Here is a 24,723-nt window from a genome sequence, read left to right as displayed (position 1 = left end):
AGGGCTTGCCATGTGATGCCGTGCGGGTGCGGGTGGGATGCAGATACAGGTGGCGCTCGTGGCGCACGTGGGGGGAGGTGCGTGGGTGACGCTGAGGGAGCGGAAGGGGTGGGATACCGGCCCCAGGGACGCGGGTTCGTGCCCGCGTCCCCGGGAGCGGCGCTCGTGGATCCCGCTCGGATCCACAAGCTCAGCCGGAGGCCGTCCCCTCCGGCCGAGTCTGCGGTCGTACTGCGCCGGGGCGGGTCAGCCCGCGGCGGCGATCCGGGCGAGCCGCTGCGACTCGTCCCGGGCGGTGCGTGCGATGGCGTCCTCGTCGACGGTGAGGAGGCGGGCGTCCTCGACCACCGGCTTTCCGTTGACGAGCGAGAGCGTCACCGGGGCCGCGGCGCCGAAGACCAGCGCGGTGACCGGGTCGGCGATGGTGGAGTGGCCCAGGCCGTCCAGCTTCCACAGCACCAGGTCGGCGAGCTTGCCCTCCTCCACCGAGCCGATCTGCGCCGCCCGGCCGAGCACCCGCGCGCCGCCGTACGTGCCCAGGCGCAGCGCCTGACGGGCGTTCAGGGCGGCCTCGCGGTGCGCGCCGAGGCGGTTGATGAGCAGCGCGTTGCGCAGTTCGGTGTGGAGCTCACCGGACTCGTTGGAGGCGGTGCCGTCCACGCCGAGGCCGACCGGGACGCCGGCCGCGAGCATGTCGGGGACGCGGGCGATGCCGGCCGCGAGGCGCGCGTTGGACGACGGGCAGTGCGCCACGCCGGTACCCGTACGGCCGAAGGCGGCGATGTCGGAGTCGTTCATGTGGACGCAGTGCGCCATCCACACGTCCTCGCCGAGCCAGCCGGTGGACTCGAAGTAGTCGGTCGGGCCCATGCCGAACAGCTCGTGGCAGAACTTCTCCTCCTCCACGGTCTCGCTGCCGTGGGTGTGGAGGCGTACGCCCTTGCGGCGGGCCAGTTCGGCGCCCTGCTTGAGGAGGTCGGTGGAGACCGAGAACGGCGAGCAGGGCGCGACGGCGACCTGCGTCATCGCGTCGAAGGAGGCGTCGTGGTGCCGGTCGATGGTCTCCTCGGTGGCCGCGAGCGCGCCCTCCAGGGACTCCACGGCGAAGTCCGGCGGCAGACCGCCGTCGGACTCCCCGCGGTCCATCGAGCCACGGGCGAGCGTGAAGCGTACGCCCATGTCGGACGCGGCCTTGATGATGGCGCCCGAGAGGTCGCCGGAGCCGCGCGGGTAGACGTAGTGGTGGTCCATGGCGGTGGTGACGCCGCCGCGGGCCATCATCGCCAGCGAGCCCTGCGCGGCCGCCGCGGCCATCGGCTCGTCGATGCGGGCCCAGGTGGGGTAGAGCGCGACCAGCCAGTTGAAGAGGTTGTGGTCGGTCGCGAGGCCGCGGGTGATCCACTGGTAGAAGTGGTGATGGGTGTTGACCAGGCCGGGGGTGAGCAGGTGGCCGGTGCCGTCGACACGGCGGACGACACCGTCCAGGCCCTCGGGCGCGGGACCCGCGCCCACCGACTCGATCCGGTTGCCGGCGACGACGACATGTCCGCTCGCGTACTCGGTGTCGTCGGCGTCGACGGTCGCGATCGCGCAGTTCTCGATGATGATGCGCGCGACCGCGCTGTCAGGGGATGCCGATGCTGCCATGGCGGTTCCTTCGATCTTTGGCGGTTTTGGGCACGGCATGGCCCTACGGGATTTGAGTGCCGGAGCCGGGCGAGGCAGCTGACAGTACTGCCGCCCGTGTGGTGCTCCGGGTGCCGAGATGATGGAAGAACAGGTTGAGCAGGACCGCGACGAGCGCTCCGGCGCTGATTCCGGAGCCGAGGACGGTCTGCGCCCAGGCGGGGAAGTCCGCGTAGAAGGTCGGCGCGGCGAGCGGGATGATCCCGGCACCGAGCGACACGGCCACGAGGATGATGTTGGAGCTGTCGTCCAGGCCGGCCTCGGAGAGCGTGCGGATACCGCTGACCGCTATGGAACCGAAGAGGACGATGCCGGCGCCGCCGAGGACGGGCATCGGGACCAGGTTGACGAGCGCGCCGAGCACGGGGAAGGCGCCGAGGACGATGAGGGCACCGCCGGCGACGGCCACGACGTAGCGGCTGCGCACCTTCGTCAGCGACACGACACCCACGTTCTGGGCGAAGGCGCTGGTGGGGAAGCCGCCGAAGACCGGTCCGATGAGGGTGGCGATGCCGTCCGTGCGCAGGCCGCGGGTGATGGTCCGGCTGGTGCACTCACGGTCGCAGATCTCGCCGAGGGCGAGCATGCCGGCCGACGACTCGGTCATCAGGACGAGCATCACGATGCACAGCGAGAGGATCGCGGCGGGCTGGAACTCGGGCGGGCCGAAGGCGAAGGGGGTGGGCAGCGCGGCGACGGGCGCCTCGCGGATCGCGGAGAAGTCCGCCATGCCGAAGGGGATCGCGGCGAGGGTGCCGATGACCAGGCCGAGCAGGAGCGCGATCTGCTTGATGAAGCCCTGGAAGAAGCGCTGGATGAGCAGGATGACGACGAGCGTGAAGCCGGCCAGTGCCAGGTACTTCATGTCGCCGTGGTCGGCGGCGTGCGCGTCGCCGCCCTGTGCCCAGCCGACGGGTACGGGCATCAGCGTCACCCCGATGAGGGTGATCACGACGCCGGTGACCAGCGGCGGGAAGAATCTCAGGAGCTTGCCGAAGAAGGGGCCGACGGCCAGGCAGAAGACGCCGGCGACCATGACGGCGCCGTAGATCGCGGGCAGCTGGTGCCCTTCGGCGCTGGTCTCGGCGATGGCGAGCATGGGGGTGATGCCGGCCGAGGAGGCGGCGTTCACGAACGGCAGCCGGTTGCCGGCGAACTTGCCGAGGCCGAGCGTCTGCAGGAGCGTGGCGAGGCCGGCGATGAGGAGACTCGCGGCGATCAGCCGGGTCTGCTGGGACGGGTCCAGGTGGGCGGCCTGGCCGATGATGAGCGGAGGGGTGACCACACCGGCGTACATGGCGGCGATGTGCTGGAGGGCGGCGGGGACGAGCCGCTTGGGCCCCAGCTTCTCGTCCACGGGGTGGACGGGGGCGGGCGGTACGGGGTGTTTCTCTACGTGCGCTTGCTGTGCCATGGGTCGTTCCCCTCAGGATTCGCGGCCCCCTCCCGCCGTGCGGGTGAACGGGAGGGGGAAACGAGGCACTTCGCGGCGTGGGAGAGCCGTCAGAGGTTGGTCATGTCCACCGGGATGCGTGCGTCGACGCCGTCGCGCAGGATGGTGGCTTCGATGAGCCCGTACGGGCGGTCCGCCGCGTAGTAGACGGCTCCGTCCTTCGCCTCGTTGTCGAGGCCGAAGGGGGAGAGGTCCTGGCGGAAGTGGTGCTTGTTCGGCGCGGAGAAGCGGATCTCGTCTATCTCGCTGCGGTTGTTGATGACCCGCGAACCCATTTGGTAGAGGGTCTGCTGCAGCGAGAGGGAGTACGTCTCGACGAAGGCCTGGAGGATGTGCTTCTTGGCCTGCTCGTAGGACTTGTCCCACTGGGGCATCCGCTGTTCGTCGGACGTCCAGTTGTGCCGCCACCAGGTGGACAGCGAGGTGGCGAGGATCCGGTCGTAGTCCTCCTGGAGCGTCGTGTACTTGTCCTTGATGTAGCCCCAGAACTCGGAGTTCGTGGAGTTCATCACGGTCAGGTCCTTGAGGCCCGAGAGGATCTCGAACTTCTCGCCGTCGTACGTGATCTGCGCGAGGCGGACCTCCTGGCCCTTGCGGACGAAGGAGTGCTTGACCTCGTCGGCGCCGATGAACTTGGAGTTGGCGTCGGAGCCGGCGATGCGCTCCCAGGCGTACTCCTCGATGCGGATGCGCGCCCGGTGGATGGACGGCTGGCTGTCGACGAAGTGCCGGGCGAGGTGGATGCCGTACTGCTCGGCGGACTCGATGCCGTATTCCTTGGCGAACGCGAAGCAGGTGTTCTTCGTCGTGTCCGTCGGCAGGCAGTTGGCGTTGGACCCCGACAGGTGGACCTCCTCCAGGTCGCCGGAGAGGGCGACGGAGACGTTGAGGTCCTTGATGTGGTGGGTGTCCCCGTCCCGGGTGATCTTGACGACCCGGTTTTCCGCCTTGCCGTACTGGTTCTGGCCGAGAATCGTGGGCATGTCGGTGCTAGCTCCCTCGGTATACGGAGTAGCCGAACGGGTTGAGCAGCAGCGGTACGTGGTAGTGCTCGCCCGGCTTGACGGCAAAGGTGATTGCCACCTCCGGGAAGAAGGCTCCGCTGTCCCGTAGCGCGGGGGCGTCCTGCTGTTCCTCGGCTTGCTTGTTCGAACTCTGCTGGTGGGCAGAGAAGTACGCCTCGGTCTCGAAGTCGAGGCGCACATGGGTGGTGCCTTCCGGCAGGGCCGGCAGGTCCTTGCAACGCCCGTCCGCGTCCGTCTTGGAAGCGCCGTGTGCGGTCCACGCCCCCTCGAAGCCGGAGCGCACCGAGAGCGTGAGGGCCACTCCCTCGGCGGGGCGGCCGACGCTGGTGTCCAGGATGTGCGTGGACACCGACGTACGGTCGGCAGCCGTGTCGCTGCTCATGCTGCGTCTCCTTCGGCAAGACGGGTGAGGCGGATGCGGTTGATCTTGACGAGCTCTCCACGCACGATCTCTCGTTCGTGTTCCGGCGCGTTGTCGATCCTGTTACGTACGGCGTCCCGCATCTGCTCGCCGGTCAGGCCGGTGGCGCAGATGAGGAAGACGTGCCCGAAGCGCTCGTGGTAGGCCAGGTTCAGTTCGAGCATCTCGGCCTTGAGCTCTTCGGAAGCCCCCGCCATCCCGCGCTGCTCGCGCGAGGAGGTGGGGTCACCCGGCTTGGGGCGGCCGATCGGCGGGTGCCCCGCCATCGCCTCCGCCAGGTCCTCGGCGGTCAGCTCGGCCATGGCGGCGTCACTGGCGGCGAAGAGGGCGTCGGCGTCGGCGTAGGGGCGCTGCGCGAGGATCTTGCTCCCCCACGCCTCGCTGGCACACACCTCGTGCAGCGCGGCCCTGGCCTCGCTGACGTCGGCGGTGTTGAACCGGGTGAGCCCCGGAGTCGAACTCGAAGACACGGGAAGCCTCCGTGGCTGCGTCGTGCTGTGCGTTGAACGGGCTGGCCATAGCTAAGTCCCCCGGCAACACCACGTCAACACTTTGTTGAAAACTCGGCAACACAAAAGCCGCCGCTCCGGAAACCCGGAACGACGGCTTGTGCCACTTTGCCGCGAGGTAAAGGACGGACACCCGTCAGCTTTCGCTCTTGGCCGCGTTCTCCCTGTTCAGGTAGTTGTAGACGGTGAACCGCGACACCCCGAGGGCACTCGCGACCGTCTCCACGCCATGCCGTACGGAGAAGGCGCCGCGGGTCTCCAGGATGCGCACGACCGACTGTTTGGTCTTGCGGTCCAGCTCGGCCAGCGGGCAGCCGTGCCGGCGTTCCAGGTCCGCCAGCAGATGATCGAGGGAGTCGGAGAGGTGCGGCAGCCGTACGGCGACCCGGTCGGCCCCCTCCCACGTCAGCACGACGTCGTCACCCCGCGCCAGCTCCGGCGCGACCATCTCCCCGCCCATCGCATCCACCAGCGGCTTCACCGCCCGGACGAACGGGTGGTCGGCAGGCCCGGTCACCGCTCCGCCTCCTCGCCGCCGCCGGCCGCGCCGTCGGGGACGACGTTGACCTGGAGCGAGACGCGGGTGGCACCGGCCGCCAGGGACTGCCGCAGCAGCGCGTCCACCGCGGTGAGCACCCGCTCCGCCTCGCCCTCGGCGGTGTTGCCGAAGGGGCCGACGTCGACGGCGTCCAGCTCGGCGCCCGTGACGACCTCGCGGGCCACCACGGCGTGGTCCGGGGCCTCGTCCAGATCGAACGGTTCCGTCGTGAACTCAACTCTCAATCGCACACCGTCAACCTACTGCCGACCTCGCGCCGGTCACCACAATCGGCCGCCGGAGACCCCTTGACAGCTTTTCCCTCCGGGGGCAGTCTTCCAATAAGCAGAAAGAAAGTTTCGTAATACGGAAGGCGCTTACCCCGCATGGGCTTCACCGACACGCGCTTCGACGTCAACCTGTCGATCCTCTTCACCGAGCTCCCGCTGCTGGAGCGGCCCGCCGCGGCGGCCGCCGCCGGTTTCACCGCGGTCGAGCTGTGGTGGCCGTGGGTCGACGCGCCGGTGCCGGCCCAGGCCGAGCTGGACGCGCTGCGGGACGCGCTGAACGACGCCGGTACCCGGCTGGTCGGCCTCAACTTCTACGCCGGGCAGCTGCCCGGGCCCGACCGCGGCGCGCTCTCCCTGCCCGGCGAGGAGTCCGAGAAGTTCCGCGCCAACGTGCCCGTGGCGGTGGAGTTCGCCCGCACGATGGGCTGCAAGGCGCTCAACGCGCTCTACGGCAACCGCATCGAGGGCGTCGATCCGGCCCTCCAGGACGAGGTGGCCCTCGCCAACCTCACGCTGGCAGCGCGTGCCGCCGACTCCATCGGCGCGACCCTGCTGGTCGAGGCGCTGAACCGGCCCGAGTCGCCGCGCTGCCCGATCGTCTCGGCGCCCAAGGCCATCGAGGTCGTCGACAAGGTCAACGCGGCGACGGGCCTGGGCAACGCCAAGTTCCTGATGGACCTGTACCACCTGGCCATGAACGGCGAGGACCTCAACGAGGTCATCGACACGTACACGGACAAGACCGGGCACGTGCAGATCGCCGACAACCCCGGCCGCGGCGCGCCCGGCACCGGCCACCTGGACTTCACCGACCTGGTCAACCGCCTGAAGAAGGCCGGTTACGACGGCTGGGTCGGCCTGGAGTACAAGCCCGGCGACCGCCCGAGCGCCGGCGCCTTCGAGTGGCTCCCCGCCCCGCTGCGCGCCGCTGACCAGCACTGATCCCGACCGTCGAAAGGCAGCACTCGTGAGTACTCTCCCCAAGGTCGCGTGGATCGGTCTGGGCATCATGGGCTCCCCGATGGCGGAGAACCTGATCAAGGCCGGCTACTCCGTCACCGGCTACACCCTGGAGCAGGACAAGCTCGACCGGCTCGCCAAGGCCGGCGGCACCGCGGCCGCCTCCATCGCCGAGGCCGTCAAGGACGCCGACGTCGTCGTCACCATGGTCCCCGCCTCCCCGCAGGTCGAGGCCGTCGCCTACGGCCCCGACGGCATCCTGGAAAACGCCAAGGCCGGCGCGCTGCTGATCGACATGTCCTCGATCACCCCGCAGACCTCCATCGACCTCGCCCGCGCCGCGGCGGAGAAGAACCTCCGCGTCCTGGACGCCCCCGTCTCCGGCGGCGAGGCCGGCGCCATCGAGGCCGTCCTCTCCATCATGGTCGGCGGCGAGCAGGCCGACTTCGACGCCGCCAAGCCGCTGCTGGAGGCCCTGGGCAAGACCATCGTGCTGTGCGGCCCGCACGGCGCCGGCCAGACCGTCAAGGCCGCCAACCAGCTCATCGTCGCCGTCAACATCCAGGCCTGCGCCGAAGCCGTGGTCTTCCTGGAGAAGTCCGGCGTGGACCTCGGTGCCGCGCTGGACGTCCTCAACGGGGGACTGGCCGGCTCCACCGTCCTGACCCGCAAGAAGGACAACTTCAAGAACCGCGACTTCCAGCCCGGCTTCCGCATCGACCTGCACCACAAGGACATGGGCATCGTCACCGACGCCGCCCGCAACGTCGGCGCGGCCCTGCCCGTCGGCGCGGTCGTCGCCAACCTGGTGGCCTCGCTGCGCGCCCAGGGCGACGGCGGCCTGGACCACTCAGCCCTCCTCCGCGGCGTCGAACGCCTCTCCGGACAGCCCGTCAAGGACTGACGGACGGGCCGGGGGGAGCGACCGATGCCGATGCCGACGACGACCGCCGCTGCGGTGGCCGCTCGGATCGTCCGGGACGAGGGTGCCGATCACGCCTTCGGGTGCCCGGACGCGCCCGGCCACCCGCTCTACGCGGCGCTCGCGGCGGACGGCATCGGCCGCCTGACGGCCCGGCTCCCCCAGTCCGCCGTGCACATGGCCGACGGCTGGGCCCGTACGGGCGGCCGGACCGGAGTGGTCGTCGCGGGCGCGGCGTCCGGGCCCGGACTGGTGCCCGGCCTGCACACCGCGCGTGCCGACGGCGTACCGCTGGTCTGCCTCGCCGCGGGCCCCGGCTCCGCCGGACCGGCCCGGCCGGTGACCAAGCGGGTCCTGCGGGCCGCCTCGCCCGCCCGCCTGCCCTGGGCGCTGCGCGAGGCGTTCCGTACGGCCCGCGAGGGGCGGCCGGGACCGGTCCTGGTGGAGCTGTCGGCGGAAGCGGCCGAGGCCGACGTCGCCGGCGGACCGGCGGCCGGCGCACCACTGCCGGTACGGAGCGGCGCGCCCCGGCCGGCGCAGGTGGCAGCCGTGCTGGAGCTGCTGCCGGCCGCGCGCCGGCCGCTGCTGCTGGCGGGCGGCGGGGTGCCGGAGTCAGGGGCCGGCACCGCGCTGTGCGCGCTGGCGGAGTGGCTGCGGACACCGTTCGCCGACACCCCCAGGGGCCGCGGCTGCGCGGGCGACGGGCACGGCTGCTACGTGGGGACCCTCGGGAGCCCCGCGGCGGACCGGGCGCTGGAGGCGGCGGACTGCGTGCTCGCGATCGGCACCGGACGGAGCGCCGGCCTCCTCGCGGGGGTGCGGACGGTGGTCCAGGTGGACGCCGACCCGTCGGCGCTCGGCGGGTACGGCACGTCAGGACTCGGGATCGTCGCCGACGCGCGGCTGTTCCTGGAGGCGCTGCTCGGCGCGGCCCGTGCGGGCACGCGGCGGCGCTCCCGCTCCTGGGCCGGGCCCGCCGGACCCGCCGGGGCCGCGGTCCGGGCGGAGGGGCCGGGCGGTGGCCCGATCCCGGCCGCGCGGGTGCACGCGGAGATCGACGCGGTCTTCGGTACGGACCCCGACACCTGCTTCGTCCTCACGGAGGAGGTGTACGCGGAGTGGGGCGGCGCGCGGTTACCGGTCCGCCGACCGCGGCGGCTGCTGCTCCGGGGCCGCGGCGGACCGCCGGGCTGGGAGATCCCCGCCGCGCTCGGGGCCCGGGCCGCGCTGGCCGCCGTGGCACCGGACGCCGTGGTGGTCGGCATCGGCGCGGGTGACGGACTGCCGTCCCCGTCCGACGAGTTGGCGGTCGCGGCGGAGTACGGAGTGCCGTACGTGCAGCTGCTGCTCGGCCGGGACGAGCGCGGTCCGGACACCGTGCGCATCGCCGAGGCGTACGGCTGCTCGGGGCGCCGGGTCACCGGCCGGGAGGACCTGCGCTCGGCACTGGCGTGGGCCCGCAAGGAGACCGTCTCCACGCGGCGCCCGGCGCTGGTCACCGTCCTGGCCGCGCCCGAGGCCTGACGCCTCGCACACAGACTCCGGCGGCGGCGCCGACACCTGTCCTGTCGCGCCCAGGTGCCGCCGCCGGGACCCTTTTCCGGCCGCTCCGTGCGGTGGTAGAAGGACCCCAGCAAGTTTTCAACAAACTGTTGACGTTTGGTTGGAGCCCTCCATACGCTCCAACATGCGGAAGTCGGCTTCCGCGCTCTTCGTACGGAAGGTCACCATGTCGAAGCCCACGCTGACGGCGCGCACACTCACCACGGAGTCGGGCGCCCCCGTCGCCGACAACCAGAACTCCGCCACCGCCGGCGTCGGTGGCCCGATCGTCCTGCAGGACCAGCACCTCATCGAGAAGCTCGCCCGCTTCAACCGGGAGCGCATCCCGGAGCGTGTGGTGCACGCCCGCGGTTCCGGCGCCTACGGCTACTTCGAGGTGACCGACGACGTCACCGGCTTCACCCGCGCCGACTTCCTCAACACCATCGGCAAGCGGACCGAGCTGTTCATCCGCTTCTCGACCGTCGCCGACAACCTCGGCGGCCCGGACGCCGCGCGTGACCCGCGCGGCTTCGCGGTCAAGTTCTACACCGAGGAGGGCAACTACGACCTCGTCGGCAACAACACCCCGGTGTTCTTCATCAAGGACCCGCTGAAGTTCCCCGACTTCATCCACTCCCAGAAGCGCGACCCCTTCACGGGCAAGCAGGAGCCGGACAACGTCTGGGACTTCTGGGCGCACTCCCCCGAGGCGACCCACCAGATCACCTGGCTGATGGGCGACCGCGGCATCCCCGCGTCCTACCGCCACATGCACGGCTTCGGTTCGCACACGTACCAGTGGACCAACGCCAAGGGCGAGCAGTTCTTCGTCAAGTACCACTTCAAGACCAACCAGGGCATCCGCTGCCTGGACGCCGACCAGGGCGCCGAGCTGTCCGGCAAGGACCCCAACAGCCACCAGACCGACCTGCTCCAGTCCATCGAGCGCGGCGTGTACCCGTCCTGGACGCTGTACGTGCAGATCATGCCGGCGGCCGAGGCGGCGGACTACCGCTTCAACCCGTTCGACCTCACCAAGGTGTGGCCGCACAAGGACTACCCGCTGCAGCGCGTCGGCCGGATGGTCCTGGACCGCAACCCGGACAACGTCTTCGCCGAGGTCGAGCAGTCCGCGTTCTCGCCGAACAACTTCGTGCCCGGCATCGGCCCGTCCCCCGACAAGATGCTCCAGGGCCGGCTCTTCGCCTACGCCGACGCGCAGCGCTACCGCCTGGGCGTCAACCACACCCAGCTGCCGGTCAACGCCCCCAAGGCGACCGTCGCCAACAACTACGGCCGCGACGGCCTGATGGCGTCCAACTCCCAGGGCCGGCACGCCAAGAACTACGAGCCGAACAGCTACGACGGCCCGGTCCAGACGAACGATGCGCTGTCCGCCCCGTTCGCGGTCACCGGCCACACCGGCACCCACGAGGCGCCGCAGCACACCAAGGACGACGACTTCTTCCAGGCCGGCGAGCTCTACCGGCTGATGTCGGAGGAGGAGAAGCAGCGGCTGGTGGCGAACATCGCCGGCGGGCTCTCGCAGGTCTCCCGCGACGACGTCATCGAGAAGATGATCGCGCACTTCAGCGCGGCCGACCAGGACTACGGCAAGCGTGTGGAGGCCAAGGTCCGCGAGCTGCGGGAGGACTGACAACGGTCCGGAAGGGCCCGTGAGGGCCCGTAAGGGCCCGTAAGGGTCCCTGAGGACCGGTACCGGTCCGACAAGCTGCGTGAGGGCTGACGGGAGGTCAGCAACCTTGCGCGTCCGTACCGTCCGGCCCGTTGAGGGGTGGCCGGGCGGTACGGACCGGCCGGCGGCCACGGCCGCCGGCCGACGGTGGCTCCGCGGTGCAACGGGAGAAGCCAGTGCGGTGGTACGGGCGCGTCTCATAGGGAAGGACGCGTCCTCTCCCCCGCACCGCGGAGCACCCCGTCCCCAGCTACCCCTCCTCACAGACTCCGTCCGGTGGCGCGTGTCCTGTCGCGCCTGTAACCCGTGCCACCGGGCGGGAACCACCCGCAGCGCCCGGCGCCTCCGTACGGTCACGGAGGTGCCGGGCACTGTGTCTTTCTCGTCGCGTTTCGCCGCGCGAACGACGTGTTCCGGGGGACCATGGACGGTGATGGACCGACCAACCCGCCGGGAGCCGAACATGGCCGACAGCGTGCCGGTGCGCTGCCCTACGTGCCGCCGCGAGAACGCCTTCACGCCGCCCACCTTCCCGTGTGCCTGCGGGGCGCCGCTGACCATGCCCGTGCTGCGCGGCGGGGTGCCCGTGGAGATCCAGCACCGCACCTGGCAGAGCTCCTGGGTCGAGGTACGGTGCGAGTCCTGCGGCCGGCTGGACGAGTGGCCGGCACCGGAGTCGGCGTGCGCCTGCGGCACGGTCGTCCGGGTTCCGGTGGTGCCGGCGCCGGGCCCGCCGGCACCGGAGACCATCCCGCCCGGGCGTGCGGCGCAGCGCTACCGCTCCCCCGTGCGGCCGGCCGTACTGCGGCCCGCCTTCCGGCCCGTGACGATACGGACGGCCCGGGACTGCGTCACCGCCGCCGTGCAGTACCTGAAGTGGCTGGGCTTCACCGAGCTCGTACGGGCTCCGGAGCGCAGCTCGTCGGGGGTGGACGTGCGCGGCAGCGGGCTGGTGGCACAGGTCGATCCGACCACGCGGCCGACGCGGCTGCGGGAGATCGAGACGGTGTGGCTGAACGGGCTCAACGACTCCGCGCTCGCGGTGTTCTTCTCGCTGGCGGGGTACGCCCAGGATGCCCGGGCCCGCGCGGATGCGCTGCACTTGCCGCTGTTCGTCATGGATCTCACGGGTACGCCGCAGCCGGTGAACGATGCGGCGGATGAGTTGATCCGGAACGGACCGTGATCGGGGGGGGGCGGCCTCGGTTGCGTCGTGGTGGCGGGGCCGGGGGCTGCGGGGTGGGGTCCTGGACCCATGATTTACGGCCCGTGCGGCGCCGTCGCCCCTCCCTCCCCCGTTGGGCCACACATCACGGGCAGTCGTCCAGGACCCCACCCCTCCGCCCCCGTCCCCTCCCGTCGCTGGAAGGGCCGCGCCCCGGTGGGGCCCGTTGATTGACGTACACGCGGGCGGCTCGTTGGGCGGGGCCGCCACCCCGACGGCCCGTCTTTCCACCCACCACCGACGGGAGGGGACGGGCCGGAGCGGTAGGGGGTCCGGACTGCTTCGCTTTACGTCCGGACCCCCTGCCGCGGAGGCCCGTCCCCGTAACGCCAAGCCCCGCGCAGCGGCACCGCGCGTCACAGGACGAACCCCTCGGGGAAGGGGTCCCGCGGATCCAGTACGTAATTCGCCATGGCGGTGATCCACGCGCGGCCCGTGAACTCCGGGAGGACGGCGGGTAGTTCGCCTACTTCCGTGGTGCCGACGAGCCGGCCCGTGAAGCGCGTGCCGATGAATGACTCGTTCACGAACTCAGCGTGGAGAGGGAGTTCGCCTCGGGCGTGCAGTTGCGCCATCCGCGCCGAGGTACCGGTGCCGCACGGGGAGCGGTCGAACCAGCCGGGGTGGATGGCCATGGCGTTGCGTGAGTGCCGGGCGTCCGAGCCGGGGGCGAGGAACTGGACGTGCTTGCAGCCGGAGATGTGGGGGTCAGTGGGGTGGGTGGGCGGGTTCTGGTCGTTGACCGCCTGCATGATCGCCAGGCCTGCGGACAGGATGTCGTTCTTGTGGGCCCGGTCGAAGGGCAGGCCGATGTCGGCCAGTTCCACGATCGCGTAGAAGTTGCCGCCGTACGCCATGTCGTAGCGGACCTCGCCCAGGCCCGGTACGTCCACCTTGGCGTCCTGTTCGAGCGCGAAGGCGGCCACGTTGCGCAGGGTGACCTGCTCGGCGGCGCCGTCGCGGACCCTGACCCGCGCCTCGACGAGGCCGGCCGGGGTGTCCAGCCGGACGACGGTCTCCGGTTCGGTGACCGGGACCATGCCGGTCTCGACCAGGACGGTGGCGACACCGATCGTGCCGTGTCCGCACATCGGCAGGAAGCCGCTGACTTCGAGGTAGAGGACGCCCCAGTCGGCGTCGGGACGGGTGGGCGGCTGGAGCAGGGCGCCGCTCATCGCGGGATGGCCGCGCGGCTCGTCGACGAGGAAGCGGCGCAGGCCGTCGAGGTGTTCCACGGCGTACCGGCGGCGGTCGGCCATGGTGGCGCCCGGGACAGGGGCTACGCCGCCGGTCACCACCCGGGTGGGCATGCCCTCGGTGTGGGAGTCGACGGCGCTGAGGGTGCGGATCGAGCGCATCAGGCGGCCGCCGGCTTCTCGAGGGCGGTGATGGCGCGGGCCATGTCGGCATGGACCTGGGCGCGGTGCTCGGGGACGAGCGGGCCGCGCGGTGGGCGGCAGGGGCCGCCGTACCGGCCGACCTGGTCCATGCCCGCCTTGATGGCCTGCACGAACTCGGTGCGGGAGTCCCAGCGGAAGGCGGCGACCAGCGGCTCGTACAGGGCCTTGGCCTCCGCCAGGTGACCGGCCCTGGCGAGGGCGTAGAGCTTCGCCGATTCGGCGGGGAAGACGTTCGGGAAGCCGGCGAACCAGCCGACGGCACCCATCAGCAGGCTCTCCAGGACGACGTCGTCCGCGCCGCTGATGACGTCGAGTTTCGGTGTTTGTTCCTTGATCTCCAGTACGCGGCGGACGTCGCCGGAGAACTCCTTGACCGCTACGACGTTGTCGATCCGGGCGATTTCGGCGAGGAGTTGTGGGGTGAGGTCGACCTTGGTGTCTGTGGGGTTGTTGTAGACCATGACGGGGAGGCCTACGGCGGCCACCGCCTCGAAGTGGGCGAGGACTTCGCCGGGGTTGGCGCGGTACATCGTCGGCGGCAGGCAGAGGACGCCGTCGGCGCCGTCCTCGGCTGCCAGCTCGGCCCAGTGGCGGGCCTGGTGGCTGCCGGCGCCGTGCACGCCGACGATGACGGTGCCGTCCCCGTTCGCCGCTTCCACCGCCGTCCGGGCGACCGCGCGGCGCTCGGCGTCCGTGAGGGAGGAGTACTCGCCCAGGGAGCCGTTCGGGCCGATGCCGTCGCAGCCGCTGTCCAGCAGCCAGCGGCAGTGCTCGGCGTAGCGGTCCAGGTCGACCGCGAGGCCGGCGGGCGCTGCGGGGTCCTCGCGGTACGGGAGCGCGGTGGCGACGACCACGCCGCCGAGGCCTGCGGGGCGGCGGGAGGCGGTGCTTGTCATGCGGTGCTCTCCTTCGGGTCGGGTTCCGGTCCGTCGGGGGTACGGGCCAGCTCGCCCAGGCGGATGGGCTGGGCGAGGGGGCGGCGGTGCGGCGCGGCGGGTGGCAGGCCCTCCGCCGGGCGGCCCGGCGGAGGGCTGTGCAGGCGGGCGGTGAGTTCGGCGACGGTGGGGCCGCAGATCCTGGCCTGGCAGGGGCCGAGGCCCGCGCGGGTGGCGAGTTTGATGACGCGGGGCGCGGCGCCGGACGCGTCGGTGGCGGCGCTGCGGAGCGTGCCGTAGTCCGTCTCCTCGCAGCGGCAGATCACCGTCTCCGGGCGCAGCCAGCCCGGCCAGGCGGGGCCGACGGGGTGGGCGGCGGCGAGCCGCGCGGCGAAGGCGCGGCCACGCTCGCGGTTGCGGCGGACCCGGTGCAGCGCGGGGGCCGCGGGGTCGCCGCCGGCCGCGCACCAGCCGGCCAGTGCGCCTTCGGTACGGGCGGCGGGCGCGCCCGCGATACCGGTGATCTCCCCGGCCGCGTAGACGCCGGGCATGGTGGTGCGCTGGTCGGCGTCGACGGCGACGAACTCGCCGGCCGGGGTGCGCAGCAGTGCGCACCCCGCGGCGAGCGGGAGTTCCAGCTGCGGAGTGAAGCCGTGGGTGACGCAGAGCGCGTCCACGGGGACGGTCCGCTCGCTGCCCGGGACCACCGACCAGTCGGGCCGCAGCCGCGCGGTGACCGCTTCCTCGACGCGGCCGTCCCCGCGTGCCTCGATGACGGTCCGGCCCATGCGGTACGGGACCCGGTGGCGGACCAACAGGGCTGTGCAGCGGGCCAGTTCGGCGGCCTTGGCCGGTTGCGCCGCGAGTTGCCAGGGGCGGCGCGTCCAGCCGGCGGCCACCGTCTTGGGCGTGTTGGCCTCCAGTACTTCGCGTACGCCGGCGCCTGCCGTCAGCAGGGCGGTGGCGACCGGGAGCAGGAAGGGGCCGCTGCCCGCGAGCAGCACGTCGTCGCCGACCGCCAGCCGCTCGCCCTTGACGAGGGCCTGCGCGGCACCGGCCGCGTACACCCCGGGCAGCTCCCACCCGGGGAAGGGCAGGACGCGGTCGTGGGCGCCGGGGGCGAGGACCAGGGCGTCGGGGGTGAGGACGCGGCGGGGCCGGTCGTTGCCGTCGGCGGGGCCGGTCAGGGTGTGGACGCGGGGCGGGCCCGGCTGCTCGGGGTCCGGCCGTTCCAGTGCCCAGACGGACGTTTCCGCGAGCCAGGTGCAGTGGGGGTGGTCCAGGACGCGGCGGCGCAGTCGGGCGAAGTGGGACCCGCCGTCGCGCGGCCCGCCGAACTCCTCGGGGAGCGTGCGGTGGTACTGGCCGCCGGGCCGCTCCGCCGCGTCGGCGAGGGTGACCCGGGCCCCGGCGGCCAGCGCGGAACCGGCGGCGGCGAGGCCCGCTGGTCCGGCCCCTACGACGACCACGTGGCGGCGGTCCTCCGTGCGGGGTGCGGCCGTCATGCCCCGGCCTCCCCGTTGTCCGCCGCCGCACGCGTCTGGGTGGTCACCACGTCTCCGTCCGTTGCGCGGCGGCGGCAGGCGCGTACGTCGGGGACGCCGTTGACGGTCAGTACGCAGTCGAAGCAGACGCCGATGCCGCAGAACACGCCGCGCGGGGCGCCCGAGCGTGCCGTGCGCCAGGAGGTGCGGCCGGCCGCGAGCAGTATCCCCGCGATGCTCCGGCCCGCGACGCCCTCTACGGGATCGCCGTCCACGGTGATCTGCAGGGGCCGTTCGGGGGCGCCGGGCGCGGTGCGGACCGGTCGGGGACTCATGCGCTCTCCTCACTCGGGGCCGTCAGCGGTGCGCCCAGTACGGCCGGGCGGTCCACCCGGAACGGGGCCGGGTCGATCTCCGGTTCGGCGCCGCTCACCAGGTCACGCAGGAGGCGGGCGGTGCCGAGCGAGAGGCCGATGCCGGCGCCCTCGTGGCCGCTCGCGTGCCACAGGCCCGGCAGCCGCGGGTCGGCGCCGATGACGGGGAGGTGGTCGGGTACGTACGGGCGGAAGCCGCCGTAGGCGCGCATCACGGCCACGTCGGCGAGGCCCGGGAAGAGCCGGAGGGCCTTGGCGGCGACGGCGGACAGCACCTCGGGGCGCAGCCGGTCGTCGAAACCGGCGCGGCGGCGGGAGGAGCCGAGCAGCACGCTGCCGCCGCGGGTGGCCTCGACGACCGCCGAGGTCTGCAGCTCCTCGGCGCTGCTGCCGACCGCGCCCACGTAGTCCGCGTCGTAGACCTTGTGGAAGACGGTGGGCGGCAGCGGGGTGGTGACGAGGATGTCGCCGCGGCGCGGGCGGACGTCGACGGGGGCGCCGAGGCGGGTGGCGAGCCGTCCGGACCAGGGGCCCGCCGCGTTGACGAACAGGTCGGCGGCGAGGTCGCCTTCGGTGGTGCGGACCGCGGTGAGCCGGCCGCCGCGGGTGCGGGCGGCGAGGACTTCGCAGCCGGTGCGGAGGGTGGCGCCGTGCGCGAGGGCGTCGCCGAGCAGCGCGGTGGCCGCGGCCGCGGGCTGGACCTGGGCGTCCTCGGGGTAGTGCAGGGCCGCGGTGTGGTCGCGGGTGAGGTGCGGCTCGGCCGCGGCGAGCGCGGCGGCGTCCAGGGGGTCGGCCCGTACGCCGGCCGTGCGCTGGGCGGCCGCGAAGCGGGTGAGCTCCGCGGCGCCGGTTCCGGTGGTGGCGACGACGATGCCGCCCTTGGGGTCCCACTCGACGGCGCGTACGGCGTCGGCGGCGCGGGGCGAGCGGCCGGCCACGGCGGCCAGTGTCTCCGGCCAGAGGCGGCGGGAGAGCTGGGCGAGCCGGAGTTCGGGGCCCGGCCCCTTGTCGGAGACGAGCACGTTGCCCTCGCCGTGTGCGGTGGTCGCTTCGGCTGCGCCGCCCCGGTCCACGACGGTCACCAGGAAGCCGTCGGTCAGGGCCAGTTCGCGGGCGCAGGCCGCGCCGATGATGCCGGCGCCGAGCACCACCACTCGCGTTCCGTTCATCGACCGCATGGGCCGCTCCTTCGTTCGCTTTACCGAACGCTGTGAGGCTAGGAGCGGCCCAGGGGAATGGTCAATGGGAGGAGCGTGATTCGGCCTGTAAGAAAGTCAGGACCCGGGAGCGGTCGCCTCTCAGGCGTGCGGGCCCGGGGGCGTGTGCGGGGCCGTGTGTGCGTCCGCGCCCTCCGGTCGCCGGTCCGTCCGGTACTGGAGCAGCAGGACGGAGCGGACCGGTCCGCCGAGCGCCGTGTAGGCGTGCGGCCGCGAGGCGTCGAAGCCGATGTAGTCCCCGGGCCCGAGCTCGATGCGCTCGCCCTCGACGTCCACCGCCAGCCGGCCGGCCTGGACGACGGTGTGCTCGGTGCCGACGTGGCCCAGCGAGTCCTGCCGGGCGCCCTCGCGTACCTGCTGGTCGTACACCTCGAAGCCGCCCTCGCCCAGCTCGAAGCGGCGCAGCGGCCGCAGGTCGACCGCGTCACCGCTGAGCACCTCCACGTCCGCGGCGCGCACCACGGTCGGGCCGTCGGCCGGGCGGGTGTCCAGCAGCCCGGAGATCGGCACCTCCAGCGCGCGCGAGAGGCTGAACACCGTCTCGATGGTGGGGTTTCCGGTACCGGACTCCAGCTGCGACAGCGTCGCCTTGCCGATCCTGGAGCGCCGGGAGAGCTCGGAGAGCGAGAGTCCCCGCTGCGCCCTGGCGCGCTTCAGGTTCGCCGCCAGCATGTCCCGGATCGAGCCCTCGGGGACGCTCACCTGTCCCGCCCTTTCCACCGCGGCCGGCCGCGCGCCCGTTCCGTCGAGCGAACGGTGGCAGCCGTACGTGCCGTTCGTCTTGCCGAACAGTCTACGGAGTGCCCCGCCCGCGGGAAGGGCGCACGGACCAGCCGTGATCCAGCCGGTACCGTGCGCCCGTTCTGTCGCGTCATACCCCATTCGCCCCTGGCGGAACGGCGGGCGAGAGTTATCCCACAGCGGCCGCCTCGCCCTGTGCGGCGGCCGGCGGCATCGGGCCGGCCGACGAGCCGCCGTCCACGGCGATCTCGGCGCCGGTGAGGTAGGCCGAGGCGTCCGAGGCGAGGAAGGCGACCAGACCCGCGACGTCCTCCGGCAGGCCGATGCGGCCCAGCGCGACGCCCGGGTGGGCGCCCGACTCCGGCATGGCGGCGACCTCCGCGACCATCGGGGTGTCGATGACGCCGGGGTGCACGGAGTTGACCCGGATGCCGTACCGGCCGAGCTCCAGCGCGGCGATCTTCGTCAGGCCGCGCAGCCCCCACTTGGAGGCGCCGTAGCCGCCCGTCCGGGGGATGCCGGTGAGGCCGCCCACGGAGGAGATGTTGACGATCGAGCCGCCGCCGGCCGCGACCATCGCCCCCTGGACCGCCTTGATGCCGAGGAACGGGCCGACGAGGTTGATCCGCAGCGTGCGCTCGAAGTTCTCCACGGACTCGTCGGCCAGCGGCATCGAGCGGAGCACGCCCGCATTGTTGATCAGTACGTCCACGCCGCCGAACTCCGCTGTCGCGGTGGCCACGACCGTCTGCCAGCCCGCCTCGTCGGTGACGTCGAGGTGGACGTAGCGTGCCGCCTCGCCGATCTCGTCGGCCACCCGCTTCCCGGGCTCGTCCAGCACGTCGGCCAGGATCACCCGCCCGCCGAGCCGGGCGAACAGGCGGGCCTCGGCCGCGCCCTGGCCACGGGCCGCACCCGTGATGATCGCGGTCTTGCCTTCGAGCGTGAGCACAGGGCTTTCCTCCATCACCTCGTCAAGGCCTTTCAATCAGCCATATGACGAGGCGTCAGGTCAAGGGCTCTGCGCGATCAGCCGTCCCGGGCGCCGCCTGCCGGGGCCTTCCCCTCCGGCCGGGTGAACTTGGCCGGGTAAGTCCTTGTGAGCGCAGCACCCTTTTCCTCGCCCGTGCACGGCCGCCGCCGGCCCGGACGATGCGGTTCGCCCGCTTCTCGGCACAATGACCGCATGTTCGATCACCGCGCCCTGCGCGCCTTCTGCCTGGAATTCAACGGCTCGGTGGAGGAGTTCCCCTTCCCCAGCGCCCCCGACCTGGCGGTCTACAAGGTCGGCGGAAAGATCTTCGCTCTCTCCTCGCTGGACGCCGCCGACCCGCTCACCGTCAGCCTCAAGTGCGACCCGGAGGAAGCGGTACGGCTCCGCGCGGCGTACCCCGAGGTCGTCCCCGGCTACCACCTCAACAAGCGGCACTGGAACACCGTCTCGCTCGCCGGGGCCCTCCCGGACGGCCTGGTCCGCGACCTGATCGAGGACTCCTACGACCTGGTCGTCGCGGGCCTGCCCCGAGCGGAACGGCTGCGGCTGGACCGGCCTTGAGCCCCGGCGGTCCGAGAGGACCTTGAATTATGTAGACCAGTCGGTCTAGGGTCCTCGCCATGACACGTTCAGGGGGACAAGAGACGCGCGCACGCATCCTGCGTACCGCCGCCGAGCTGTTCCGGCGGCAGGGGTACGGCGCCACCGGGCTCAACCAGATCCTCACTGCGAGCGGCGCGCCCAAGGGATCGCTGTACTTCCATTTCCCGGGCGGCAAGGAGCAGTTGGCGGCCGAGGCGATGGCGCTGGCCGGGAGCGATCTGGGCCGGCGGATGGCCGTGGCGGTGGCCGCTGCGGACGGGCCGCGCGCCGCGGTGACCGCGCTCGGCGGCGTGCTGGCCGACGGGCTGGCGGACTCCGGCTACCGGGACGGCTGCCCGGTCGCCACCGTCGCGCTGGAGCGGGCGGGCGAGGCGGGGCCGGTCCAGGACGCCTGCGCGGCGGCGTACGAAGGCTGGCTGGCGGAGCTGCGGGAACAGCTGAAGGGGTGGGGAGCGCCCGAGGACACGGCCGCCGAACTGGCCGACCTCGCGCTCTCCTCCGTACAGGGCGCCCTGCTGCTCGCCCAGGTGCGCCGGGACACCGGCGTCCTGCACACCATCGCCGGCCAGGTCGGCGCGCACATCGAGGCACGGCTCGCGACGGCCGCCACCGGAGGGGAAGCATGAAGGTCCACCACCTCAACTGCGGCTCGATGACCACCATCGAGGCGACCTACGCGGGGCCGCGCCCGCTGCCCGTCGTCTGCCACTGCCTGCTCGTCGAGACGGCAGCGGACGGGCTGGTGCTGGTCGAGAGCGGGCTGGGTACGGAGGACGTGCGCCGTCCGCAGGACACCCTGGACCCGGTGTGGCGGGAGCTGGCGTCGCCCGCGCTGGACCCCGCCGAACCGGCCGTACGGCAGGTCGAACGGCTCGGGTTCCGGGCCGAGGACGTCCGGCACGTCGCGGTGACCCATCTGGACGTGGACCACACCGGCGGGCTGCCCGACTTCCCCGCCGCGCGGGTCCATGTACGGGCCGAGGAGCTGGCGGCCGCCGCGGCGGAAGCCCCCAGCCGCCGCTACCGCCCCGCCCACTGGGCGCACGGCCCGCGCTGGGAGACGTACGAAGGGAGCGGCGGCGACACCTGGGCCGGCTTCGCGGGCGTCCGCGAACTGGCGGGGCTCGGCCCGGACTTCCTCCTCGTGCCGCTGGGCGGGCACAGCGCGGGGCACGCCGGGATCGCCGTGCGCGCCGGGGACCGGTGGCTGCTGCACGCGGGGGACGCCTACTTCTACCACCGGGAGATCGCCGCCGAGGACCCGTCCTCCCACCCGCTGCTGGACTTCATCCAGCTCGACGCCCAGGTGGACGCGGGGCTGCGGATCGCCAACCAGCGAAGGCTGGCCGGGGCCGCGCGCGAAGAGGGCATCACGGTGCTCAACGCGCACGACCCGTGGACGTTCCTACGCCTGGCCGGGTGAGCCGCCGGCCGTCTCCCCCGCCAGCCGGGCGCGGAGTTCGACCTTGCGGACCTTGCCGCTGACCGTCATCGGGAAGGAGTCGAGGATGTCGAGGTAGCGGGGGATCTTGTAGTGGGCGAGGCGGTCGCGGCAGAAGTCGGCGAGCTCCGCCTGCGTGAGGGTGGCCGCCGGGTCCTTGAGGATGACGCAGGCGGCGATCTCCTCGCCGTACTTCTCGTCCGGTACGCCGACGACCTGGACGTCCGCGATCTTCGGGTGGGAGTAGAGGAACTCCTCGATCTCCCGCGGATAGACGTTCTCGCCACCCCGGATGATCATGTCCTTGATGCGGCCGACGATGCGGAGATAGCCGTCGTCGTTCATGACGGCCAGGTCACCGGTGTGCATCCAGCCGTCCGCGTCGACGGCCTCGGCGGTGCGCTCCGGCTCCTCCCAGTAGCCGAGCATCACGCTGTACGCACGGGTGCACAGTTCGCCCGGTTCACCGCGCGGCACCGTCTCCCCCGACGCCGGGTCGACGACCTTCACCTCGACGTGCGGCAGCACCCGGCCGACGGTCTCCGTGCGGTGCTCCAGGTCGTCGTCGCGGCGGGTCTGGGTGGAGACCGGCGAGGTCTCGGTCATGCCGTAGCAGATGGAGACCTCCGCCATGTGCATCTCGGCGACCACCCGCTTCATGACCTCCACCGGGCAGGGCGAGCCCGCCATGATGCCGGTCCGCAGCGAACTCAGGTCGTACGAGGCGAAGTCGGGGAGGTTCAGCTCGGCGATGAACATCGTCGGGACGCCGTAGAGGGAGGTGCAGCGTTCCTGCTGGACGGCGCGGAGCGTCGCGGCCGGGTCGAAGGCGGGGGCCGGGATGACGGAGCAGGCGCCGTGCGTGGTGATCGCGAGGTTGCCCATGACCATGCCGAAGCAGTGGTAGAAGGGCACCGGCAGGCAGACCCGGTCCTGTTCGGTGTAGCCGACGGTCTCGCCCACCCAGTAGCCGTTGTTGAGGATGTTGCGGTGGGAGAGGGTGGCGCCCTTGGGGAAGCCGGTGGTGCCGGAGGTGTACTGGATGTTGATCGGGTCGTCGGGGGTGAGGGTGGCCGCGATCTCCACCAGGCGGGCGGCGGGTACCGCGGTACCCGCCGCCAGCAGTTCCTCCCAGGTGGGGTCGGCGATGTACACGACCTCGCGGAGGCGGGCCGCGTCCGGGCGCACCTCCGCCACCATCCGCCGGTAGTCGCTGGACTTGTGCGCGGTCGCGGAGACCAGCACCTCGATGCCCGACTGGTTCAGCACGTAGGCCAGTTCGTGCACCCGGTAGGCCGGGTTGATGTTGACCATGACGGCGCCGATGCGGGCCGTGGCGTACTGGACCAGCGTCCATTCGGGGCAGTTGGGCGCCCAGATGCCCACCCGGTCACCCTTGGTGACGCCCTTGGCGAGCAGGCCGAGCGCGACCTCGTCGACGGCGCGGCCGAACTGCTCGTACGTCCAGCGCCGGCCGCCGGTCACGTCGACCATCGCCTCGCGGTCGCCGAACCGCTCGATGGCCAGCTCCAGATCGGCGCCGATCGTGCGGTCCAGCAGCGGGCGGTCGCGCTCGCCGCTCTCGTAGGACAGCGGACGGCCGTCCGGTGCCGTGGTCTTCTCGGGGGCGCTCATCGGTAATCCTCCTCGCGGTACTCGGCGCCGCGGTCGCCGTGGGCGGTGCGCTCGCGCAGCTCGATGCGGCGGATCTTGCCGGAGACGGTCTTGGGCAGCTCGGCGAACTCCAGGACCCGGACGCGCTTGTACGGGGCCAGCACCTCGCGGGAGTGCGCGAAGAGCGCCTCGGCGGTCTCCGGGCCCGGCTCCCAGCCCGCGGCCAGCACGATGTACGCCTTGGGCACGGCGAGCCGCAGCGGGTCGGGCGCGGGCACGACGGCGGCCTCGGCGACGGCCTCGTGCTCCAGCAGCGCGCTCTCCAGCTCGAACGGGCTGATCTTGTAGTCGGAGGCCTTGAAGACGTCGTCGGCGCGGCCGATGTACGTGAGGTAGCCGTCGCCGTCCCGGGATCCGATGTCGCCGGTGCGGTAGTAGCCGCCGGCCATCGCCTCGGCGGTGCGCTCCGGGTCGCCGTGGTAGCCGGCCAGCACGCCGACCGGGCGGCCGCGCAGGTCGAGCGCGATCTCGCCCTCGTCGCCCGGCTCGCCGGTCACCGGGTCCAGCAGCACCACGTCGTAGCCGGGCGTGGGGCGGCCCATGGAGCCGGGCTTCAGCGGCTGGCCCGGGGTGTTGGCGACCTGGACGGCCGTCTCGGTCTGGCCGAAGCCGTCGCGGATGGTCACGCCCCAGCTCTGCCGTACCTGCTCGATGATCTCCGGGTTGAGCGGCTCGCCGGCCGCGACGACCTCGCGGGGCGCGGTCTTCAGCGCGGACAGGTCGGCCTGGATGAGCATCCGCCAGACGGTGGGCGGTGCGCAGAAGCTGGTGACGCGCGCCCGGTCCATCTCCGCCATCAGCCGCGCCGCGTCGAACCGGGCGTAGTTGTGGAGGAAGACGGTGGCCTCGGCGTTCCAGGGCGCGAAGAGGTTGGACCAGGCGTGCTTGGCCCAGCCCGGCGAGGAGATGTTCAGGTGCACGTCGCCGGGCTTGAGCCCGATCCAGTACATCGTCGCCAGGTGGCCGACCGGGTACGAGACGTGGGTGTGCTCCACCAGCTTGGGGCGGGCCGTCGTCCCGGAGGTGAAGTACAGCATCAACGGGTCGTCCGGCGCGGTCTCCCCCGTGGCCTCGAAGGTGTCGGGGCTGTCGTACGCCTCCTCGTACGACAGCCAGCCCGGCGCCGCGCCGCCCACCGCGATGCGGGTGTAGTCGCCGGGTACGCCGTCGAACTTGGCGGTGTCGGCGGACCGCACGATCACATGGCGGGCCCGGCCGCGCTCGACGCGGTCGGTGAGGTCGGCGGGGCCGAGCAGCGGCGTCGCGGGGATGACGACGGCGCGCAGCTTCATCGCGGCGAGCGCGGTCTCCCACAGCTCGGCCTGGTTGCCGAGCATGACGATGATGCGGTCGCCGGCGCGTACCCCTTTCGAGGCAAGCCAGTTCGCCGCCCGGTTCGACCGGCGGCGCATCTCCTCGAAGGTCAGCCGGGTCTCCCGGCCGTCCTCCTCGACGATGTGCAGCGCGAGCCGTTCGTTGTCACGGGCGATGGCGTCGAACCAGTCCAGCGCCCAGTTGAAGCGCTCGAAGCGGGGCCAGCTGAACCCCTCGCGTGCCGCGTCGTAGTCCTCCCGGTGCCGCAGCAGGAAGTCCCGTGCTGCCCGGAACCGCTCCGTCGCGCTCGTCCCGCGCGTGTCCGCCATGTGTCCT

The 24,723-nt window shown here is 72.3% G+C and carries 24 protein-coding genes; 8 read left to right on the top strand and 16 right to left on the bottom strand.

The features are described from left to right. Positions 1 to 246: 246 nt before the first annotated feature. The 7 genes from AAC944_RS28350 to AAC944_RS28320 all read right to left on the bottom strand — a co-directional run bounded on the left by AAC944_RS28350 (position 247) and on the right by AAC944_RS28320 (position 5,883). Positions 247 to 1,647: an 8-oxoguanine deaminase gene (locus AAC944_RS28350; protein ID WP_030613376.1), complete on the bottom strand. Its 1,401-nt coding sequence runs from the start codon at positions 1,645 to 1,647 to the stop codon at positions 247 to 249. A 43-nt stretch (positions 1,648 to 1,690) separates the two neighbouring features. After that, positions 1,691 to 3,100 carry a nucleobase:cation symporter-2 family protein gene (locus AAC944_RS28345; RefSeq protein WP_030613379.1) on the bottom strand — a complete coding sequence of 470 codons (1,410 nt, stop codon included), beginning with the start codon at positions 3,098 to 3,100 and terminating at the stop codon, positions 1,691 to 1,693. Positions 3,101 to 3,189: 89 nt separating this feature from the next. Further along, complete coding sequence (gene pucL, locus AAC944_RS28340) at positions 3,190 to 4,122, bottom strand: factor-independent urate hydroxylase (protein ID WP_030613381.1); 933 nt, start codon at positions 4,120 to 4,122, stop codon at positions 3,190 to 3,192. Between the two features lie 7 nt (positions 4,123 to 4,129). After that, entirely contained in the window at positions 4,130 to 4,546 is a 417-nt protein-coding gene (gene uraH / locus AAC944_RS28335) for a hydroxyisourate hydrolase (protein WP_030613383.1), read from the bottom strand. Next, positions 4,543 to 5,055, bottom strand: a complete 513-nt coding sequence (uraD, locus tag AAC944_RS28330; protein ID WP_030613386.1) for a 2-oxo-4-hydroxy-4-carboxy-5-ureidoimidazoline decarboxylase — start codon at positions 5,053 to 5,055, stop codon at positions 4,543 to 4,545. Before uraD ends, uraH begins: the two co-directional genes overlap by 4 nt. A gap of 175 nt (positions 5,056 to 5,230) precedes the next feature. Then, positions 5,231 to 5,611, bottom strand: a complete 381-nt coding sequence (locus tag AAC944_RS28325; protein ID WP_030613389.1) for a helix-turn-helix domain-containing protein — start codon at positions 5,609 to 5,611, stop codon at positions 5,231 to 5,233. Beyond that, entirely contained in the window at positions 5,608 to 5,883 is a 276-nt protein-coding gene (locus AAC944_RS28320) for a YkoF family thiamine-binding protein (RefSeq protein ID WP_030613392.1), read from the bottom strand. Before AAC944_RS28320 ends, AAC944_RS28325 begins: the two co-directional genes overlap by 4 nt. A gap of 135 nt (positions 5,884 to 6,018) precedes the next feature. On the opposite strand from AAC944_RS28320, the gene AAC944_RS28315 reads away from it, so the two are divergent. From AAC944_RS28315 to AAC944_RS28295, 5 genes are all read left to right on the top strand, one after another. Next, positions 6,019 to 6,864, top strand: coding sequence for a TIM barrel protein (locus AAC944_RS28315; protein WP_368396480.1), 846 nt, complete (start codon positions 6,019 to 6,021; stop codon positions 6,862 to 6,864). Positions 6,865 to 6,889: 25 nt separating this feature from the next. After that, positions 6,890 to 7,786, top strand: a complete 897-nt coding sequence (locus AAC944_RS28310; RefSeq protein ID WP_368396479.1) for a 2-hydroxy-3-oxopropionate reductase — start codon at positions 6,890 to 6,892, stop codon at positions 7,784 to 7,786. 24 nt (positions 7,787 to 7,810) lie between these two features. Continuing rightward, complete coding sequence (locus tag AAC944_RS28305; protein WP_051872252.1) at positions 7,811 to 9,328, top strand: thiamine pyrophosphate-binding protein; 1,518 nt, start codon at positions 7,811 to 7,813, stop codon at positions 9,326 to 9,328. A gap of 205 nt (positions 9,329 to 9,533) precedes the next feature. Beyond that, the gene (locus AAC944_RS28300) at positions 9,534 to 11,006 is read left to right on the top strand and encodes a catalase (RefSeq protein WP_030622042.1); all 1,473 of its coding nucleotides are present in this window, start codon (positions 9,534 to 9,536) and stop codon (positions 11,004 to 11,006) included. Positions 11,007 to 11,508: 502 nt separating this feature from the next. Next, positions 11,509 to 12,231, top strand: a complete 723-nt coding sequence (locus AAC944_RS28295) for a hypothetical protein (protein WP_368397326.1) — start codon at positions 11,509 to 11,511, stop codon at positions 12,229 to 12,231. Positions 12,232 to 12,626: 395 nt separating this feature from the next. On the opposite strand, the gene AAC944_RS28290 is transcribed toward AAC944_RS28295, so the two are convergent. From AAC944_RS28290 to AAC944_RS28260, 7 genes are all read right to left on the bottom strand, one after another. Next, the gene (locus AAC944_RS28290) at positions 12,627 to 13,628 is read right to left on the bottom strand and encodes a proline racemase family protein (protein ID WP_030622040.1); all 1,002 of its coding nucleotides are present in this window, start codon (positions 13,626 to 13,628) and stop codon (positions 12,627 to 12,629) included. After that, positions 13,628 to 14,566, bottom strand: a complete 939-nt coding sequence (locus tag AAC944_RS28285) for a dihydrodipicolinate synthase family protein (RefSeq protein ID WP_030622039.1) — start codon at positions 14,564 to 14,566, stop codon at positions 13,628 to 13,630. The genes AAC944_RS28290 and AAC944_RS28285 overlap by 1 nt, the downstream gene beginning before the upstream one ends. After that, the gene (locus AAC944_RS28280; RefSeq protein ID WP_037773108.1) at positions 14,563 to 16,050 is read right to left on the bottom strand and encodes an FAD/NAD(P)-dependent oxidoreductase; all 1,488 of its coding nucleotides are present in this window, start codon (positions 16,048 to 16,050) and stop codon (positions 14,563 to 14,565) included. Before AAC944_RS28280 ends, AAC944_RS28285 begins: the two co-directional genes overlap by 4 nt. Beyond that, a complete protein-coding gene (locus tag AAC944_RS28275) occupies positions 16,047 to 16,364 on the bottom strand; it encodes a (2Fe-2S)-binding protein (protein WP_030622037.1) in 318 nt (105 codons plus the stop codon). Before AAC944_RS28275 ends, AAC944_RS28280 begins: the two co-directional genes overlap by 4 nt. Continuing rightward, complete coding sequence (locus AAC944_RS28270) at positions 16,361 to 17,572, bottom strand: NAD(P)/FAD-dependent oxidoreductase (RefSeq protein WP_030622036.1); 1,212 nt, start codon at positions 17,570 to 17,572, stop codon at positions 16,361 to 16,363. Before AAC944_RS28270 ends, AAC944_RS28275 begins: the two co-directional genes overlap by 4 nt. 129 nt (positions 17,573 to 17,701) lie before the next feature. Further along, positions 17,702 to 18,322, bottom strand: a complete 621-nt coding sequence (locus AAC944_RS28265; RefSeq protein WP_196943244.1) for a helix-turn-helix domain-containing protein — start codon at positions 18,320 to 18,322, stop codon at positions 17,702 to 17,704. Positions 18,323 to 18,530: 208 nt separating this feature from the next. Beyond that, positions 18,531 to 19,313, bottom strand: a complete 783-nt coding sequence (locus AAC944_RS28260; protein WP_196943243.1) for a glucose 1-dehydrogenase — start codon at positions 19,311 to 19,313, stop codon at positions 18,531 to 18,533. Positions 19,314 to 19,547: 234 nt separating this feature from the next. On the opposite strand from AAC944_RS28260, the gene AAC944_RS28255 reads away from it, so the two are divergent. Genes AAC944_RS28255 through AAC944_RS28245 form a run of 3 tightly spaced genes read left to right on the top strand, consistent with a single transcriptional unit; the run spans position 19,548 to position 21,381 of the window. Continuing rightward, complete coding sequence (locus tag AAC944_RS28255) at positions 19,548 to 19,916, top strand: MmcQ/YjbR family DNA-binding protein (RefSeq protein ID WP_030622032.1); 369 nt, start codon at positions 19,548 to 19,550, stop codon at positions 19,914 to 19,916. A gap of 59 nt (positions 19,917 to 19,975) precedes the next feature. Next, entirely contained in the window at positions 19,976 to 20,584 is a 609-nt protein-coding gene (locus AAC944_RS28250; protein WP_030622031.1) for a TetR/AcrR family transcriptional regulator, read from the top strand. Then, positions 20,581 to 21,381: an MBL fold metallo-hydrolase gene (locus AAC944_RS28245; protein WP_030622029.1), complete on the top strand. Its 801-nt coding sequence runs from the start codon at positions 20,581 to 20,583 to the stop codon at positions 21,379 to 21,381. Before AAC944_RS28250 ends, AAC944_RS28245 begins: the two co-directional genes overlap by 4 nt. On the opposite strand, the gene AAC944_RS28240 is transcribed toward AAC944_RS28245, so the two are convergent. Beyond that, entirely contained in the window at positions 21,364 to 23,034 is a 1,671-nt protein-coding gene (locus AAC944_RS28240; RefSeq protein ID WP_030622028.1) for an AMP-binding protein, read from the bottom strand. The genes AAC944_RS28245 and AAC944_RS28240 overlap by 18 nt on opposite strands. Further along, positions 23,031 to 24,716 (bottom strand): AMP-binding protein, encoded by a 1,686-nt coding sequence (locus tag AAC944_RS28235; RefSeq protein ID WP_030622026.1) that lies wholly within the window; start codon positions 24,714 to 24,716, stop codon positions 23,031 to 23,033. The genes AAC944_RS28240 and AAC944_RS28235 overlap by 4 nt, the downstream gene beginning before the upstream one ends. Positions 24,717 to 24,723 lie beyond the last annotated feature (7 nt).

The sequence above is a fragment of the Streptomyces sclerotialus genome, assembly GCF_040907265.1.
Taxonomy (GTDB): Bacteria; Actinomycetota; Actinomycetes; order Streptomycetales; family Streptomycetaceae; genus Streptomyces; species Streptomyces sclerotialus.
Note: the sequence above shows the minus strand (reverse complement) of the source record. Positions and strands in the feature narration are given on the sequence as shown.

Bases quoted from the DNA above. Each gene is read 5' to 3' on its own strand.
- AAC944_RS28350 (WP_030613376.1), bottom strand. From the start codon at position 1,647: ATGGCAGCATCGGCATCCCCTGACAGCGCGGTCGCGCGCATCATCATC.
- AAC944_RS28345 (WP_030613379.1), bottom strand. From the start codon at position 3,100: ATGGCACAGCAAGCGCACGTAGAGAAACACCCCGTACCGCCCGCCCCC.
- pucL (WP_030613381.1), bottom strand. From the start codon at position 4,122: ATGCCCACGATTCTCGGCCAGAACCAGTACGGCAAGGCGGAAAACCGG.
- uraH (WP_030613383.1), bottom strand. From the start codon at position 4,546: ATGAGCAGCGACACGGCTGCCGACCGTACGTCGGTGTCCACGCACATC.
- AAC944_RS28315 (WP_368396480.1), top strand. From the start codon at position 6,019: ATGGGCTTCACCGACACGCGCTTCGACGTCAACCTGTCGATCCTCTTC.
- AAC944_RS28305 (WP_051872252.1), top strand. From the start codon at position 7,811: ATGCCGATGCCGACGACGACCGCCGCTGCGGTGGCCGCTCGGATCGTC.
- AAC944_RS28300 (WP_030622042.1), top strand. From the start codon at position 9,534: ATGTCGAAGCCCACGCTGACGGCGCGCACACTCACCACGGAGTCGGGC.
- AAC944_RS28295 (WP_368397326.1), top strand. From the start codon at position 11,509: ATGGCCGACAGCGTGCCGGTGCGCTGCCCTACGTGCCGCCGCGAGAAC.
- AAC944_RS28290 (WP_030622040.1), bottom strand. From the start codon at position 13,628: ATGCGCTCGATCCGCACCCTCAGCGCCGTCGACTCCCACACCGAGGGC.
- AAC944_RS28285 (WP_030622039.1), bottom strand. From the start codon at position 14,566: ATGACAAGCACCGCCTCCCGCCGCCCCGCAGGCCTCGGCGGCGTGGTC.
- AAC944_RS28280 (WP_037773108.1), bottom strand. From the start codon at position 16,050: ATGACGGCCGCACCCCGCACGGAGGACCGCCGCCACGTGGTCGTCGTA.
- AAC944_RS28275 (WP_030622037.1), bottom strand. From the start codon at position 16,364: ATGAGTCCCCGACCGGTCCGCACCGCGCCCGGCGCCCCCGAACGGCCC.
- AAC944_RS28270 (WP_030622036.1), bottom strand. From the start codon at position 17,572: ATGAACGGAACGCGAGTGGTGGTGCTCGGCGCCGGCATCATCGGCGCG.
- AAC944_RS28255 (WP_030622032.1), top strand. From the start codon at position 19,548: ATGTTCGATCACCGCGCCCTGCGCGCCTTCTGCCTGGAATTCAACGGC.
- AAC944_RS28250 (WP_030622031.1), top strand. From the start codon at position 19,976: ATGACACGTTCAGGGGGACAAGAGACGCGCGCACGCATCCTGCGTACC.
- AAC944_RS28245 (WP_030622029.1), top strand. From the start codon at position 20,581: ATGAAGGTCCACCACCTCAACTGCGGCTCGATGACCACCATCGAGGCG.
- AAC944_RS28240 (WP_030622028.1), bottom strand. From the start codon at position 23,034: ATGAGCGCCCCCGAGAAGACCACGGCACCGGACGGCCGTCCGCTGTCC.
- AAC944_RS28235 (WP_030622026.1), bottom strand. From the start codon at position 24,716: ATGGCGGACACGCGCGGGACGAGCGCGACGGAGCGGTTCCGGGCAGCA.